Raw genomic sequence first — 13,999 nt, forward strand, 5'->3', positions numbered from 1 at the left:
CCGTAGGTTCAGCTTGTGAAGAACCTGTGCGGATCCTGCGGGCTTCCGTTCCCGCACCGAATTCCCTGAGACTTCTTCACAAGTTCCGCATATTCGATCGAGCAAGGATCACCGAGAGTCACCGGAATTTGCTCAGGAAGCCATCTCCATAACTACCTTGTGCACGTGCAGCGACCACTCCAGATCGGCCGCGAACAGGGTCGGCGACTTCTCGGCCAGCTGGTGACGGATGGTGAGCGCCTCCTCGATCGCGCTCAGCGCCGGCGGCTTCTCGCCCAGCACCGCGTGCCGGACGGCCAGATCGGTCAGCGCCGCCGCGAGTCCGGGCAGGTGAGCGTCCGGACGCTGCTCGGCCAGCTGCCGGCGGATGGCCGCGGCCTCCTCGGCCGCCATGCGACTCTGCTCGTCCCGGTCCAGGCTGCCCAGGCTGATCCCGAGCACGCTCAGCGACGCGGCCAGGTCGGGCAGGAAGGTGTCCGGCCGCTGCCCGGCCAGGTGACCGTAGATGGCCACCGACTCCTCGATCGCGGCCAGCGCGTGCGGGAACTCCTCCAGCGCGCCGAAGCCGAGCGACACGCTCATCAGCGCCTTGGCCAGCTCCGGGAGGTACGTGCCGGGATCCCGCTCGGCCAGCCGGCGGTAGAACCCGGCCGACTCCTCGGCGGCGGTCAGCGCCGGCCCGGGCTGCTCCAGCTCACCGAGCCGGACCGACAGGTTGCCCAGCGACCGGGCCAGCTCGGACTCGAACAGCTCGGGCGCCTCGGCCGCGAGCCGGCGGTGGATCAGCACCGCCTCCTCGATCGCGGCCAGCGCCGGCCCGTGGCGCCCCAGGTCACCGAGGCGGATCGACAGGTTGTTGAGCGCGAGGGCCAGCTCCGGCATCCGGCCCGAGCGCCGGTGCCGGTCGGCGATACGCTGGGCGATCTCCATGGCCAGCGGACTGAGCCGGGGCAGCCGGTCGGCGATCAGCCCGAGGCGTTCGACCGGCACGTCCGGGTCGGCGCTGATCCGCTGCAGCGCGGTCAGCAGCGGTTCCGGCCGGGCCACGCTGATCGCGGTCTCGACCGTGGCCTGGGTGAGCCGGTCGGCGTTGCGCACGCACAGATCGGTCAGCGACGCGGCCAGCCCGGCCGCGCGGGCGTAAACGGTCAGCATGCGGCGGCGCTGGCTCTCGGTGACGACCGGTATCAACGGCTCGGGCAGGACCGGCGACTCGGCCAGTCGCCGCCCGGCGAAACGCTCGGCCAGCCGCTCCGGCTGCAGCGTGCCCCAGGGGCGGCCGCCGGCGCCCGGGTAGAGGTCGGCCAGCCAGGCGCGGACCGCGTCGCGCAGCTCACGGGGCTGCCCGGCCAGCGCCGGGACCCCGCTGAGCAGCCGGTCGGCCTGATCCGGCCCGGTCGGGCCGAACAGCGCCGCGACCGCGAGCACGTCCTGCTGGGCCGGCTCGTCCAGGGCCAGGCCGTGCCAGGCCGCGGTGAACGACCAGTAGCGCTGCTCGTGGGCCAGCACCCGGTCCTCGGGGGCCTTGCGGGCCGCCGTGGACGGGCCCGGCCAGATCGTGTCCAGCAGATCGGCCAGCGCCTGGGTGAGCACGGTCAGCGCCGACCCGCCGGTCTCGCGGGGCTCGGCGGCCAGCCGCTCGGCGACCGCCGGCCAGTTGTGCACGGCGTACCCGGGCACGTGCGGCAGCGCGGCGGCCAGCGCACGGACCGCCGCCGGGTAGAAGCCGTCGTCGTCCAGCGGCGGCAGCTCGGCCACGGTGGCGCCGTCGAGCAGCCGCTCGGCGACCGCGTCGGAACGCAGCAGCCGCCACCAGTCGCCGGCCGTACGGGCCAGCATCAGCACCCGCAGCGGCCGGGCCCCGTCGTGCCGCGCGCACGCCTGCAGCAGTGCGCGCAACTGCTCGGGGCGGCTCTCGGCGGCGTCGACCACGATCAGCAGCGGCGCCACCACGTCGGCGACCGCGGCCACCACCACGTCGGGCGCGGTCTCGTCGAGCCACAGCGTCGCCCAGCCGCCCGCGGTCAGGCGCCCGGCCAGCTCGTGGCCGATCCGGGACTTGCCCTGACCGGCCGGCCCGTGCAGCAGCAGCGCCGCGAACCCGGCCCCGGAACACCAGGCGCCCAGCTCGTCCATCAGCTCGTGCCGGCCGCGGAAACCGACCACCCGGGCGCCGGCGCGCAGCAGGCCGATCGGGGAGCGCGGCTGATCAGGTTCGGTCAGCTGGGCCTCGGCCAGCTCGACCGGCCACAGCGCCGGGCCACCGGCCGCGGCGACGAAGCCCGGCTCCCGGCACAGCGCGCCGACCGGGATCACCTCGGAGTTGTCCGCGACCACCCCGACCAGCAGATCGTGGCCGAACACGGCGGCGCCGGGCGCACCCTCGACGTCGAGCAGCAGCCGATCACCGTCGGCGGTCAGCGAACCGGTCAGCTTCCCGGTCTCGGCCGGCAGGTTCGGACGGCCGGTCACCAGGCGCCCGAACACCGGGGCGGGGCCGCCGACCGCCATCCACGCCGGATCGTCGACCCGGACCAGGGCGGCCGATCCCCGCCAGGTCACGACCCCGGTGAACGGGCGTCCCGAGGAGGCCGGGCGCACCGTCACCTCGTCGCCGACCGCGGACGCCGCGCCGGCCGAGGTCAGCACCACCCGCCCGCCGATCAGCAGGCCCGCACTCCGGCGCCCGGGCGCCTCCACACTCACCACACGTCCGGCTCGCACGTCGTCAGCGCCCCAGGTCCGCGGCCACGACAGCATGACCCAGCTCGATCTTCACGCGCTCACTGTTCCATGCCGCGGCCTTCGCCCGCACCCGCCTACCGGCCGACCTTTTCCCGGATCGGCCGCCGGGTCAGATCGTGTCCCGGGGCCCGACCTGCGCCGGCAGCCGGATGGTGAACGTCGACCCCAGCCCCGGCCGGCTGGTCGCGCTCACACTCCCGCCGTGGTCCTCCACGATCCGCCGGGTGATGGTCAGCCCCAGCCCGGACCCGCCGGTGGCCCGCTGCCGGGCCGGGTCGGCCCGCCAGAACCGGTCGAACACCCGGGACACCTCGGCCGCGCTCATCCCCACCCCGGTGTCGGTCACGGTCAGGATCGCGGTCAGCGGATCCCGGGCGACCCGCACCTCGATCTTCCCGCCGGCGTCGGTGTACCGGATCGCGTTGCTGAGCAGGTTCCCCAGGGCCTGCCGGATGCGCCCGGGGTCGGCGTGCACCTGGATCGGGCCGGGCGCGTCGACGACGATCTCCAGCCCGGCGTTGGCGGCGTTGGCCCGGTGCGCGGTGACCGCGGTGTCGGCCAGCTCGGACAGGTCCAGCGGCTCCGGGTGGTACGCCAGGTCACCGGCCTCGGCCTGCGCCAGGTACTGCAGGTCGTCGAGGATCCGGCGGGTCAGCAGCGTCTCCTCGTGCAGGGAGGCGAACAGTTCCGGGCTCGGCTCGATCACCCCGTCGGCCAGGCCCTCCAGATAACCGCGCAGGTTCGACAGCGGTGTCCGCAGCTCGTGCGCGACGTCGGCCACCAGCCGGCGCTGCCGTTCCTCGCTGCGCTGCATCGCCTCGGCCATCGCGTTGAACGACGACGACAGGAACGCCAGCTCGTCCTTGCCCCGGGTGGCCACCCGCACGTCCAGCTGACCGGCCGCCAGCTGCAGCGACGCCCCGGTCAGGGCCCGGACCGGGCGGCTGATGCGCCGGGCGATCCAGGCCGTGCCGATCGCGGCGGCCAGCAGCAGCCCGGCCGCGCCGACCACGGCCGGCTGCCCGAGCACGGTCAGGTCGGTCTGGCCGGCGCCGAAGAACACCCGCACCGGCAGCGCGGCCGTGCTCGACGAGGCCTGGACGAACTCGGAGGGCAGACACTGGCTGAAGTACACGATCGGCTGGACCCGGCACTGGGCGATCGCCTGCCACCACTGGTCCAGCCAATCGGTGTCGGCGTAGACCTTGGCCCGGCCGGCCTCGGCGCACTGCGGCGCCGCCGCGATCTGCGCCGGCGTCAGGTACGGCGAGGTCAGCGACCCCATCGCCGGCGTGCGCAGCAGTTGCCGCTCGAAGCCGCAGCGCGACGCGACCAGGGCGGCCCGGTACTGCGCGACCTGGAACAGCGCCCGCGCCTCGGGCGTCTTCAGCTCGGCCCGGACGGCGGTGCCGCCGAAGATGTCCGACGGCAGCTTCGGCCGGGCCGGCAGCCGCGGCGACGGGCCGAACAGTTTCTTCGGGTCCTTGCGCCAGACGTCGGCCTGCTTCAGGACGGCCGGGTCGCGCGACGCGCCCGCCGAGACCTCACTGGCCTGCCGCCCGATCTCCGGTTCGAGCTCCGGGTACGGGTCGATCGTCGTGTAACTGGTCTGGATCGGCCCGACCGCCTTGTTGTGCAGCGCGTCGGAATCGGTCAGCACCTCACCGTCGGTCTCCACCCGGATGTGCAGGCCGGTGCGCCGGGACAGGTCGTCGACGACCCGGTCGATGCCGTTCCACCGGCCGTTGGTGACGCCGAACGTCCAGATGGCGTCGGTGATCTCGGCCTCGTGCCGCTGCCGGGCGGTGTCCAGCCGCGACACCTCCCGCGAGGTCAGGCTGAGCGTGAGCCAGGCGGTGGCGCCGATCGCCGTGCCGGCCACGATCAGGACCAGCAGGAAGATCCGCAGCCGGAAACTCACCGCTCGCCCATCCGGTACCCACGCCCGTACACCGTCTGCACGTACCGCGGCTCGGCCGGATTCTCCTCGATCTTGCGGCGCAGGTTGACCACGTGCGCGTCGACCGTGCGCTCGGAGACGTCGTTCTCGAACCCGAACGTCTTGTCGATGATCTGCCCGCGCGTGAAGACCCGGCCCGGCTCGCGGGCCAGCAGTTCCAGGATCGCGAACTCCTTGGCGGTCAGCCGCACCGGGCTGCCGCCGACCCGCACCTCGAACCGCGGCGCGTCCACCTCCAGGTCGCCGACGCGCAGCACCTCACGGTTCTCGGCGCCGAGCACCCGCCGCAGCAGGGCGCGGACCCGGGCGGTCAGCTCGCGCGGGCTGACCGGCTTGCTCAGGTAGTCGTCGGCGCCGATGTCCAGCCCGAGCAGCATGTCACTCTCGGCCGACCGGGCCGTGACCAGCAGGATCGCCACCCCGGCCAGGCCCGGGTCCGGGTCGGCGCGCAGGATCCGGCACACGTCGAGGCCGTCGACCAGCGGCATCATCACGTCCAGGACCAGCAGGTCGGGACGCCGCGCCCGGGTCTGCTCCAGCGCCGCGCGGCCGTCGCCGACGGTGAGCACCTGATGCCCCTCCCGCTCCAGGTAGAGCCGGATGAGCTGGGCGTGCTTCGGGTCGTCGTCGGCGACAAGGATACGGGCGGTCACGGCTCGCATTCTGGCTCAGCGAGTCCAGGACCCTCAATAAATGTGCGAATCCGATGAAGCCGACGGGCAAAACCCATCAAAAACAGCAAACCACGATTTCCGTACGTCGAAAGCGGCCCCTTCAGTCAGGTCAGCGCCTTGACGAGGCTCTCCAGCTCGGGAATCCGCTCGGCCTGGGTGAGTGACGCCTCCAGGACCCAGTCGTGGGTCGGTCGCGCCGCGGCCAGCAGCGCCTGCCCGGCCGGGGTCAGCCCGGTGTAGATGCCGCGGCGGTCGTCGGCGCAGAGCACGCGGGTCAGCAGCCCCCGATCCTCCAGGCGGGTCACCAGGCGGGTGGTGGCGCTGCTGGACAGGGCGGCCGCGCGGGCCAGCTGCTGCATGCGCATGTGCCAGCCGTCCTGCCGGCTGAGCGCGTCGAGCACCGTGAACTCGACCACCGACAGTTTGCAGGCGGTCTGCAGCTCCTTCTCCAGAGCCGTCTCGATCAGGCCGTGCAGCGCGGCGAGGCGGCGCCAGCCCTGGGCGCGGATCTCCACCGCGTCGTTGCTGATCCCCATGTGAGGTGACTCTACACCGGCTTGCGCGGGTATAGCGCGCGTGCAACTATCTTTTAGTTGCACGCGCTGGATATTGCATACGCTGGAGGAGTTCCGTGCCCATCGCTCTGTACGCGCTGGCGATCGGCGGTTTCGGCATCGGCCTGACCGAGTTCGTCATCGCCGGCCTGCTGCCCGAGGTCGCCGCCGACTTCCACGTCACCGAGGCCGTCGCCGGCGGGCTGATCTCCGGATACGCCCTGGCCGTGGCCGTCGGCGCGATCGCCCTGACCGCCGCCCTGACCCGGGTCGACCGCCGCCGCGCGCTGCTCGCCCTGATGATCCTGTTCATCGCCGGCAACGTGCTCTCCGCGCTCGCCCCGAACTACGGCCTCATGCTGCTCGGCCGCATCCTGGCCGCGCTCTGCCACGGCGCGTTCTTCGGCATCGGCTCGGTCGTCGCCACCGACCTGGTCCCGGCCGAGAAGAAGGCCGCCGCCATCTCGGTCATGTTCACCGGCCTGACCGTCGCCAACGTCCTCGGCGTCCCGCTCGGCACCTTCCTGGGCCAGGCCGCGGGCTGGCGCTCCACGTTCTGGGCGATCGCCGCCGTCGGCGTCCTCGCGTTCGCCGGCATCGCCGCGCTCACCCCGGCCACCCCGGCCGCCGCCGGTGCCGACCCGCTGCGCGAGTTCCGGGTCTTCGCCAACGTCCAGGTGTGGCTGTCGATCCTGGTCACTGTCCTCGGGTTCGGCGGCATGTTCGGCGCGTTCAGCTACCTGGCCTACACCCTGACCGGCGTCAGCGGCTTCCCGTCGGGCGCCGTACCGTGGCTGCTGATCATCTTCGGCGTCGGCCTGTTCGCCGGCAACATCCTCGGTGGCCGCGCCGCCGACCGGAACCTTCCCCGCACCCTGATCGTCCTGCTGGCCGGGCTGGCCGCGGTCCTCGCCCTGTTCGCGCTGACCGCGGGCCACCAGATCGCCGCGATCGCCGGGCTGCTGCTGATGGGCGGCTTCGGCTTCGGCACGGTCCCCGGCCTGCAGATGCGCATCCTCGGTCACGCCGAGCAGGCCCCCACCCTGGCCTCGGGCGCCAACATCGCCGCCTTCAACGTCGGCAACGCCTTCGGCGCCTACCTGGGCGGCCTGACCATCAGTGCCGGCCTCGGCTACCGCTCCCCGCTGTGGGCCGGCGCCGCCGTCACCCTCGCCGCCCTGCTCGTCTACCTGCTGGCCACCCGCCTCCCGGCCGGCGAGTTCGCCCGCCCCGCCCGGGTCCCGGCCCCCACCGGCCACTGACACCCGCCCGAACCCTGCCGCCCGTCTGGACCTTGCGCCCGTCTGAACCCTGCGCCCGGCCGAGCCCTGCGCCCGCCCGGCTCCCGGCCGGCCGGGCGTCAGGCGTTCGTGGTGAGCCGGTGCAGGGTGCCGCGGCCGAGGCGGGCCATCGGCCGGTTGGTCTCGTCGTAGTACCAGATCAGGCCCATGACCTGCTGGAACGCCCAGGCGCGGCTGCGCTCCCAGGTCAGGTCCGGGACGTCGAGCTCCCGGCGCAGGACCTCCCGGGTGTCGCGGTCGAACAGGTGCCAGGCGCAGATCAGATCGAGCGCCGGGTCGGCCGCCCCGAGGTTGCCGACGTCGATGACCCCGGTCAGCCGCTCGCCCGCGACGAGCAGGTTGCCCGGGATCAGGTCGCCGTGGCACATCACGTCGGGTGACTCGCGGGGCAGTTCACGCAGCTCGGCCCAGAGCCGCCGCAGGGGAGCGACGTCGAGCAGGCCCTCGCTCTCCCGGAAGCACGTCTGCAGCCACTCGTCGTGGGCCGGCAGATCACCACCGCGCCCGCGGCCCCGGAACGAGCGCCCCCGGGTGGGCCGGGCGCTGACCCCGCCGATGAACTCGGCCAGGTCCCGCGCCAGCGACGCGCTGCCCGCGTGCGAGTCGCCGTCCGGCGTCGCGCCCGGCAGCCAGGTGTGCACCGCCCACCGGCGCGGGAAACCGAGATCGGGCAGGCCCACGGCGACCGGCGCCGGGGTGGCGAACCGGGTCACGCCGATCAACTCCCAGGCCGACGCCGCCTCGGTGTCCACGTCCTCGTCCCGCATCGGGAACCGCACGGAGAACCGATCACCCAGGCGGAACACGGCGTTGACCGTGCCGTGCGCGCCGACCCGCTCCAGCGCGAGCTCCCGCCACTGCGGGAACTGCGAGTCGACCAGCGCCCGGGCGAGCTCGGCCGGCACGGGCACCGGACGGCTCCCGCGCCGGCGATGAGCTCGGGTCACGACAGACGTCCGTACCGTCGCATCGTGTCTTGATCTTGGCGGGTGGCCTCGGCCAGCTCGTCGGCCATCATCACCCGGATCGCGGTCGGCGCCGACGGGCCGAACGGGTCGAAGCGCGGCGGATCGCCCTGCTTCCCGCCGGCCTGCCAGGCGAGCCACGCCTCGTCGAGACTCCGGTCGCCCGAGCCGGACCGCAGCGCCCGGCCGACGAACGCGAACGCCGCCTCCAGGGAGTCCAGCGCCTCCGGCCCGAGGTGATCCGCGCCCCGGACCAGGTGATAGTCGTGAGCGATGTCGAGATCCCACAGGTCGCGGTGCAGGCGCTCGGCGCCGTCCTGCATGGCGAACACGTCGGAGTCCCCGCAGCGCAGCAGGATCGGCAGCCCGCTCGCGCGGACCGCGTCGGCGTTCGCCCGCAACCGGTGCCCGATCGTGTCCTCCGGGCGCATCGCGGCCGCGAACTCGGCCAGGACACCCAGCGTGGTGCGCGGTCGCGGGTTCTCGGTGAGCAGCGCCGGCGAGACCGCGGCGACGGCGGTGAAGCGCCCCGGGTCGGCGAACGCGATCCGCAACGCGCCGTAGCCGCCCATCGAACTGCCGAGCAGCGCGATCGGGCCGGTGTTGAACTCCGCGGCCAGCAACGCCGGGAACTCCTCGGCGACCAGGCGCTCCCACCGCCCCAGGTAGAACCCGCCCACGGTCGGGGTCGAGACGCAGGCCACCACCGTACGCGGAAGGTCGCTCCTCTCGATCGTCGGCTGCATCATCGTGAGCACGTCGGCCGATGAATTCGCCCCGTGGAGCACCAGAATCAGGGGCAGCCGTTCCTCGCGGGTCCAGCCGTCCGGCGTCAGCACGGTCCAGCGATGATCGTCGAGGGCGCCACGAACGAGGTCCATTCCGGGAGCCTTCCAGTTGCGCATCGGGCCGGGCGAGCGAATAAAATCCGCCGGATGTGGCTGAGGCGGTTGTGGGAAAAGCATCACGAAGCGGCGAAATTCCTGGTAGTCGGAGGCGTCTGCTTCGTCGCCACGATCGCCGTGAACTACCTGCTCAAGCTCACCGTGCTGCACGACAAGCCGGTCACCGCCCTGGCCTTCGCCACCATCGTCGCCACGATTTTGTCGTACGTGCTGAACCGCGAATGGTCGTTCCGCAGCCGCGGCGGCCGTGAGCAACACCACGAGGCCGCGCTGTTCTTCGCGGTCAGCGCGATCGGCGTCGGACTCAACCTCGTTCCGCTGGCGCTCTCCCGGTACGTGCTCGACCTGCAGGTGCCGGACGTCACCCGCACCGTTCAGGAGGTCGCCGACTTCGTCAGCGGCAACCTGCTCGGCACCCTGGTCGCGATGGTCTTCCGGTTGTGGGCGTTCAAGCGGTTCGTCTTCCCGCACGCGGACGCCCGCCCGGCCCGCTCGTCCCGTCGCGGCCCCCGCAGCCGCCTCCTGCGCCACGAGCCCCGCCCCACCTCCCACAACCGCCCCTGACCCCCCCGCGGCCGCCCCCGCCCGGGCCCCCGAGCCAGCCCTCAGCACCAGCCGAAACCGCTCAGCTGGCGCTGAGGGTCGTTCCGGGCCGCCGGGTCAGCCCTCAGTGCCAGCTGAGACCGCTCAGCTGGTCCTGAGGGTCGTTCCGGGCCGCCGGGTCAGCCCTCAGTGCCAGCTGAGACCGCTCAGCTGGTGCTGAGGGTCGTTCCGGGACTCCCGGCCGACCGTCAGTGCCAGCTGGGGTCGTGCGGCTGGCTTTCGGGGCTGTGTGAGGCTGGGTTCAGCTGGGGGTGGGGCCGCAGGCGGTGAGGCCGTGGGCGAGCAGGACCCGGTGGGCGTGCTCGACCGCGGGACGGCCACCGACCGCGATCGGGTAGGTGCCGACGCGGCCGGTGTAGAGCGCGAGCCGGACGGCCTGGGCCAGGGGGATGCCGGGCAGCGCGGACCAGATCGCGGTGACCGTGGAGTCGAGAGTCTGGTTCCGGTCGGCGCCCAGGTAGAGGGCGGCGTCGGGGGAGCTGTCGTCGAGCCGGTGCGCGGTGGGCGGCGGCGGATCCTCGGCCTGCAACTCCGGCCACAGTTCGTCGACCAGGTGGGGGATGTCCACGTCGGGCCGGAAGTCGCGGCCGCCCGGGCGCTGCGGGGTCACCGGGGACTCGTCCGAGGCGAACGGTTCCGCGCAGTTCGGGCAGCGGCCGAACAGGTGGTTCGCCTGCCGGGCCAGTTCGCCGCGGCGCTCGGCGGTGTGCACCAGGTTCGCGAACGGGCCGTTGGCATACCGGGAGCGGATCACCCGTTTGACCCGGCGGGCCGCCTCGAACGCGTCCGGGCCGGTCAGCAGCAGCACCTCGGAGGGCGCGCGACACAGGTAGCGGTCCAGGAACGCGCGCATCAGCGGATGCGCGTCGTCGGTGTACTCCGACCACAGGACCCGGACGTCATTTTCGGTCAGCGTGATCGGATGGCGGCAGGCCACCCGAAGGCGCTCGGCGGTGACGGCGGCCTCGACGGCGCGGCTCCGATCCGTACGGAAGCAATCGGGTTTGAGAAGAATGAACGCGCGGTCCATCGACGGCGGGCTCAAGCCGGGATCCGGCGCTCGACCAGCGAGATCACGTCGTCGAGGTTGGCGCGGAACTCGGCCTCCCAGTCGACCGGCGCGTCCAGCTCGGCGGCGAGCGCGTGGTGGGCGGGCAGTTCCTCGGGCGCGAGCTGCGCCCGGCGGGCCGCCGGATCCAGACTGCCCAGGCTGAACCGGCCGCTGACCTCGGACAGCACGTGCCCGATGACGAACGTGCTGAGGGACCGTTCGAGGCGCGGCACCTCGGCCGGCGGCACCCCGGCGTCCAGCAGGGCCCGGTAGATCCGGTCGATCAGGCGCAGCGTGCCCGGGCTGACGCCGGGGCGGGTCAGGATCAGCGGCGCGACGGTGGGGCGCCGCTGAGCCAGCGAACGCATCCCGTAGGCCAGGTGGATCATCACTTCCCGCCAGTCGCGCCCCGGCGGCGGGGGCGGGATCTCCTCCAGCAGCCGGCCCAGAACCGCGTCGAGAAGCTCCTCCTTGCTGCGGAAATAGCCGTAGAGGGCCATCGGCGTGAGGCCGAGCCGCTGCGCCACCGAGCGCATCGAGATCCCGTCGAGGCCACGCTCGGTGACGATGTCGAGGGTGGCGTCGACGATTTCCGGCCTCCGGGCGTCCTTGAGTTTCCGCACCCGTGCAGTCTACGGTGTAGACCGTCAGTCTACGGCGTAGACCGGAGGCCGGGATGCTCCACGCCACGAACGTGATCAAGAGGTACGGCACGGTCCGCGCCCTGGACGGATTCACCCTCGACATCGCCCCGGGCGAGATCACCGGGCTGGTCGGGCACAACGGCGCCGGCAAATCGACGTTCGCCGACGTGCTGGCCGGGCTGATCAGGCCCGACGCCGGGACGGTGCTCGTCGACGGCCGCCCGCCCGGAGCCGACCGCGGCGCCGTCGGCGTCGCGCCGCAACACCTCGCGCTGTATCCGAGCGCGACCGCCCGCGAACACCTGCGCCTGTTCGGGCGCCTCGCCGGGCTGCGCCGCCGGGCCCTGGCCGAGGCATCCGCGCAGGTCATCGCCGATCTGATGCTCGACGAATTCCTGGATCGGCGGGTCGGGCTGCTCTCCGGCGGGCAGCAGCGGCGGGTCCAGGCCGCGGTCGCGCTGCTGCACCGGCCCCAGCTGCTGGTCATGGACGAGCCGACCGCGGGCGCCGACCCGCAGACACGGCAATCCCTGCTGGCGGCGTTGCGCCGCCGGGCCGCGGACGGCTGCGCCGTCCTCTACACCACCCACTACCTGCCGGAGGTGGCTGAGCTGGGCGCTACGGTCGCGGTCGCCCGTGCGGGCCGGATCACTGCCCGGGGTACGGCATCAGAGCTGCTCAACGGCCTGCCGAGCGAGGTGCGGGTCCGGGCCGGGGCCACCCCCGAGGTCACGGTCCGGACCGTCGACCCGGCGGCCACCCTGATCGACCTGCTCGGCGCGGCCGGCGGCCCGGTCCACGAAGTCGACGTCCGGCGTCCCTCCCTGGATGACCTCTACCGTTCCCTGGCCGCCTGACCGGCCTCATCGGAAAGGCTCGCCATGATCGACTCGCTGTCGCGGATCGCCGCGCTGGCCGGGCACAACGCGCTGCTGCGGCTGCGCGACCCCGGCCCGTTCCTGAGCTACCTGCTGATGCCGATGCTGGGGATGTTCGCGCTCAAACCGCTCTACCTGCGCGCCGTCCCCGGCGGAACAACGCAGGTCGCGACCGGTCTGCTGGTGATGTTCTCGGCCCTGGCCCTGCACATCGTCGGCGCCTCCACCCTGACCGAGCGCGGCTGGCACACCTGGGATCGCCTCCGGGCCACCCGAGCCACGACCGTCGAACTCCTCCTGGGCAAAGCCATTCCGGTGTACGGCGTCCTCCTCCTGCAACAGACAATCCTCACTGTCTTCGGCGTCGTGGCGGTCGGCCTGCACCCCACCGGCGCGGCCTGGCTCCTCGCCGTGGCCATCGCCACCTGGGGCGTGGCCCTCCTGGCGATCGGCTCGGCCCTGGCCGCAGTGGTCCGCAGCCACGGCGAACTCCACGCCATCTGCGACATCGGCGCCCTGGTCGTCACCACGATCGGCGGCGCCCTGGTCCCGGTCGCCCTGTTCCCGCACTGGCTGCAGGCGGTGGCCCCGTTCTCCCCGGGCTACTGGGGCCTGACCATGCTCCAGGCCGCCGTCCGCGGCGACACCACCCGCACCCTGACCGCCGCCGCCCTTCTCCTGGCGGTAGCCCTCACGGCCGGCAGTTTCGCCTGCTGGCGCCTCGCCCGAGGCTGGGGCCGAGCCACCCTGCTGTAAGCCCCGCCCGCACCCGTGCCGTGCCCGCGCTCGTCCCGCACCGAGTCCGCGCCCGCGCCCGTGTCGAGTTCGCACTGTGACGTCAGGCGGCTCCGGCGGTTCGGTTGTCGGTCAGGGTGCGGGACAGGCGAGCGGCCTCAGCGACCAGCCGGTTCCGCCCCGCACAGCCGGCCACCGAGGCCACCTCCGGGATGTCGTCGGTCGCCCGGACCACGGCCGCCGCGGCCTCGGCGGCGGCCAGCAGATCCGGTGTGCCCGGCCCCGGCGTGGTCAGTGCGGCGGGCAGCAGTTCGCGGACCGCGGCCCACACCTCGGCGGCCAGCCCCGCACGCAGCAGCTCGGTGAGGCACCACGCCACCCGCTTGGCGGCGACCCGGCCGTCGCGTTGCAGGTTCGCCAGTTCGCGGCCGATCAGCGCCGCGTCCAGTTTGCCCCGGCCCGCCAGCTCGACGAACGCGTCGATCGCGGCGACCCGCCCGGCCGGCTGGTCCGCTGTGCGCGAACCGGACCAGCCCGTCCAGCGCCTGCTCGACCAGCCGGGTGGATCCGGTGGTCCGCAGCCAGGTGACCACCTTCGAGGCGCCGGTCAGGCAACCGGCGCCGGCCACCGCCTTCGCGGCGTTGCGGCGATCCATGAGGCGCCGCCACTCGTGCGGGGACACCTGGGCGCCGGGCATCCGCACCGTGGTCAGGTTCGGCAACCGGCGGCCCAGGGCGCGGCGGGCCGGCTCGTCCGTCGCGATCAGGGCATCGGTGATCGACTCCAGGTCACCCTGCTCGATCAGGGTGACGAGCTGCTCGAACGACAGATCGGCGGTCATGCCCGGGAAACTAGCGGGACCCCCCGACAAAAAATCCGGACCGGTTTCCCGTACGGAAAAATCGCCCCGATACAAACGCATCGCCGGAGCTCTATTTTCGAGTCGGCGGCCGACGTCATCGGGTGACCAGGGGCTGAGTAAA

General features: G+C 73.0%; 14 protein-coding genes. 5 read left to right on the forward strand and 9 right to left on the reverse strand.

Going from position 1 to position 13,999, the window contains the following annotated elements; genetic code table 11:
• Positions 1–132 precede the first annotated feature (132 nt).
• The 4 genes from ACSHV8_RS06985 to ACSHV8_RS07000 form a co-directional block, all read right to left on the reverse strand.
• Entirely contained in the window at positions 133–2,724 is a 2,592-nt protein-coding gene (locus tag ACSHV8_RS06985; RefSeq protein WP_436530543.1) for a tetratricopeptide repeat protein, read from the reverse strand.
• A gap of 130 nt (positions 2,725–2,854) precedes the next feature.
• On the reverse strand, positions 2,855–4,666 hold the full coding sequence (locus ACSHV8_RS06990; RefSeq protein WP_436530545.1) for a HAMP domain-containing sensor histidine kinase: 1,812 nt from the start codon (positions 4,664–4,666) through the stop codon (positions 2,855–2,857).
• Entirely contained in the window at positions 4,663–5,367 is a 705-nt protein-coding gene (locus tag ACSHV8_RS06995) for a response regulator transcription factor (RefSeq protein ID WP_436530546.1), read from the reverse strand. The genes ACSHV8_RS06990 and ACSHV8_RS06995 overlap by 4 nt, the downstream gene beginning before the upstream one ends.
• A gap of 116 nt (positions 5,368–5,483) precedes the next feature.
• Positions 5,484–5,915, reverse strand: a complete 432-nt coding sequence (locus tag ACSHV8_RS07000; RefSeq protein WP_436530547.1) for a MarR family winged helix-turn-helix transcriptional regulator — start codon at positions 5,913–5,915, stop codon at positions 5,484–5,486.
• Positions 5,916–6,010: 95 nt separating this feature from the next.
• Between ACSHV8_RS07000 and ACSHV8_RS07005 the strand changes: the two genes are divergently transcribed.
• Positions 6,011–7,195 carry an MFS transporter gene (locus ACSHV8_RS07005; protein ID WP_436530548.1) on the forward strand — a complete coding sequence of 395 codons (1,185 nt, stop codon included), beginning with the start codon at positions 6,011–6,013 and terminating at the stop codon, positions 7,193–7,195.
• Positions 7,196–7,293: 98 nt separating this feature from the next.
• Here the strand turns inward: ACSHV8_RS07005 and ACSHV8_RS07010 are convergent, their stop codons facing one another.
• The gene (locus ACSHV8_RS07010; RefSeq protein WP_436530550.1) at positions 7,294–8,145 is read right to left on the reverse strand and encodes a phosphotransferase; all 852 of its coding nucleotides are present in this window, start codon (positions 8,143–8,145) and stop codon (positions 7,294–7,296) included.
• A gap of 32 nt (positions 8,146–8,177) precedes the next feature.
• Positions 8,178–9,080 carry an alpha/beta hydrolase gene (locus tag ACSHV8_RS07015; RefSeq protein WP_436530552.1) on the reverse strand — a complete coding sequence of 301 codons (903 nt, stop codon included), beginning with the start codon at positions 9,078–9,080 and terminating at the stop codon, positions 8,178–8,180.
• 54 nt (positions 9,081–9,134) lie between these two features.
• Here ACSHV8_RS07015 and ACSHV8_RS07020 point away from each other — a divergent pair, with 54 nt between their 5' ends.
• The gene (locus ACSHV8_RS07020) at positions 9,135–9,668 is read left to right on the forward strand and encodes a GtrA family protein (RefSeq protein ID WP_436530554.1); all 534 of its coding nucleotides are present in this window, start codon (positions 9,135–9,137) and stop codon (positions 9,666–9,668) included.
• A gap of 280 nt (positions 9,669–9,948) precedes the next feature.
• Here the strand turns inward: ACSHV8_RS07020 and ACSHV8_RS07025 are convergent, their stop codons facing one another.
• Together ACSHV8_RS07025 and ACSHV8_RS07030 are read right to left on the reverse strand one after the other, a co-directional pair.
• Entirely contained in the window at positions 9,949–10,737 is a 789-nt protein-coding gene (locus ACSHV8_RS07025; RefSeq protein ID WP_436530556.1) for a hypothetical protein, read from the reverse strand.
• 11 nt (positions 10,738–10,748) lie between these two features.
• Positions 10,749–11,381 (reverse strand): TetR/AcrR family transcriptional regulator, encoded by a 633-nt coding sequence (locus ACSHV8_RS07030; RefSeq protein ID WP_436530558.1) that lies wholly within the window; start codon positions 11,379–11,381, stop codon positions 10,749–10,751.
• 53 nt (positions 11,382–11,434) lie between these two features.
• Between ACSHV8_RS07030 and ACSHV8_RS07035 the strand changes: the two genes are divergently transcribed.
• Both ACSHV8_RS07035 and ACSHV8_RS07040 read left to right on the forward strand, forming a co-directional pair.
• Positions 11,435–12,259, forward strand: a complete 825-nt coding sequence (locus ACSHV8_RS07035) for an ABC transporter ATP-binding protein (protein WP_436530560.1) — start codon at positions 11,435–11,437, stop codon at positions 12,257–12,259.
• A gap of 24 nt (positions 12,260–12,283) precedes the next feature.
• Positions 12,284–13,036, forward strand: a complete 753-nt coding sequence (locus ACSHV8_RS07040) for an ABC transporter permease (RefSeq protein WP_436530562.1) — start codon at positions 12,284–12,286, stop codon at positions 13,034–13,036.
• Positions 13,037–13,118: 82 nt separating this feature from the next.
• Here ACSHV8_RS07040 and ACSHV8_RS07045 read toward each other — a convergent pair whose 3' ends face one another.
• Positions 13,119–13,394 (reverse strand): hypothetical protein, encoded by a 276-nt coding sequence (locus ACSHV8_RS07045; RefSeq protein WP_436530564.1) that lies wholly within the window; start codon positions 13,392–13,394, stop codon positions 13,119–13,121.
• A gap of 136 nt (positions 13,395–13,530) precedes the next feature.
• Between ACSHV8_RS07045 and ACSHV8_RS07050 the strand changes: the two genes are divergently transcribed.
• Complete coding sequence (locus tag ACSHV8_RS07050; protein ID WP_436530566.1) at positions 13,531–13,983, forward strand: hypothetical protein; 453 nt, start codon at positions 13,531–13,533, stop codon at positions 13,981–13,983.
• Positions 13,984–13,999 lie beyond the last annotated feature (16 nt).

The sequence above is a fragment of the Actinoplanes sp. HUAS TT8 genome, assembly GCF_051380535.1.
Classification (GTDB): domain Bacteria; phylum Actinomycetota; class Actinomycetes; order Mycobacteriales; family Micromonosporaceae; genus Actinoplanes.

Coding starts and splice junctions, on each gene's coding strand:
- ACSHV8_RS06995 (WP_436530546.1), bottom strand. CDS start 5,367: ATGCGAGCCGTGACCGCCCGTATCCTTGTCGCCGACGACGACCCGAAG.
- ACSHV8_RS07000 (WP_436530547.1), bottom strand. CDS start 5,915: ATGGGGATCAGCAACGACGCGGTGGAGATCCGCGCCCAGGGCTGGCGC.
- ACSHV8_RS07015 (WP_436530552.1), bottom strand. CDS start 9,080: ATGGACCTCGTTCGTGGCGCCCTCGACGATCATCGCTGGACCGTGCTG.
- ACSHV8_RS07020 (WP_436530554.1), top strand. CDS start 9,135: ATGTGGCTGAGGCGGTTGTGGGAAAAGCATCACGAAGCGGCGAAATTC.
- ACSHV8_RS07025 (WP_436530556.1), bottom strand. CDS start 10,737: ATGGACCGCGCGTTCATTCTTCTCAAACCCGATTGCTTCCGTACGGAT.
- ACSHV8_RS07035 (WP_436530560.1), top strand. CDS start 11,435: ATGCTCCACGCCACGAACGTGATCAAGAGGTACGGCACGGTCCGCGCC.
- ACSHV8_RS07040 (WP_436530562.1), top strand. CDS start 12,284: ATGATCGACTCGCTGTCGCGGATCGCCGCGCTGGCCGGGCACAACGCG.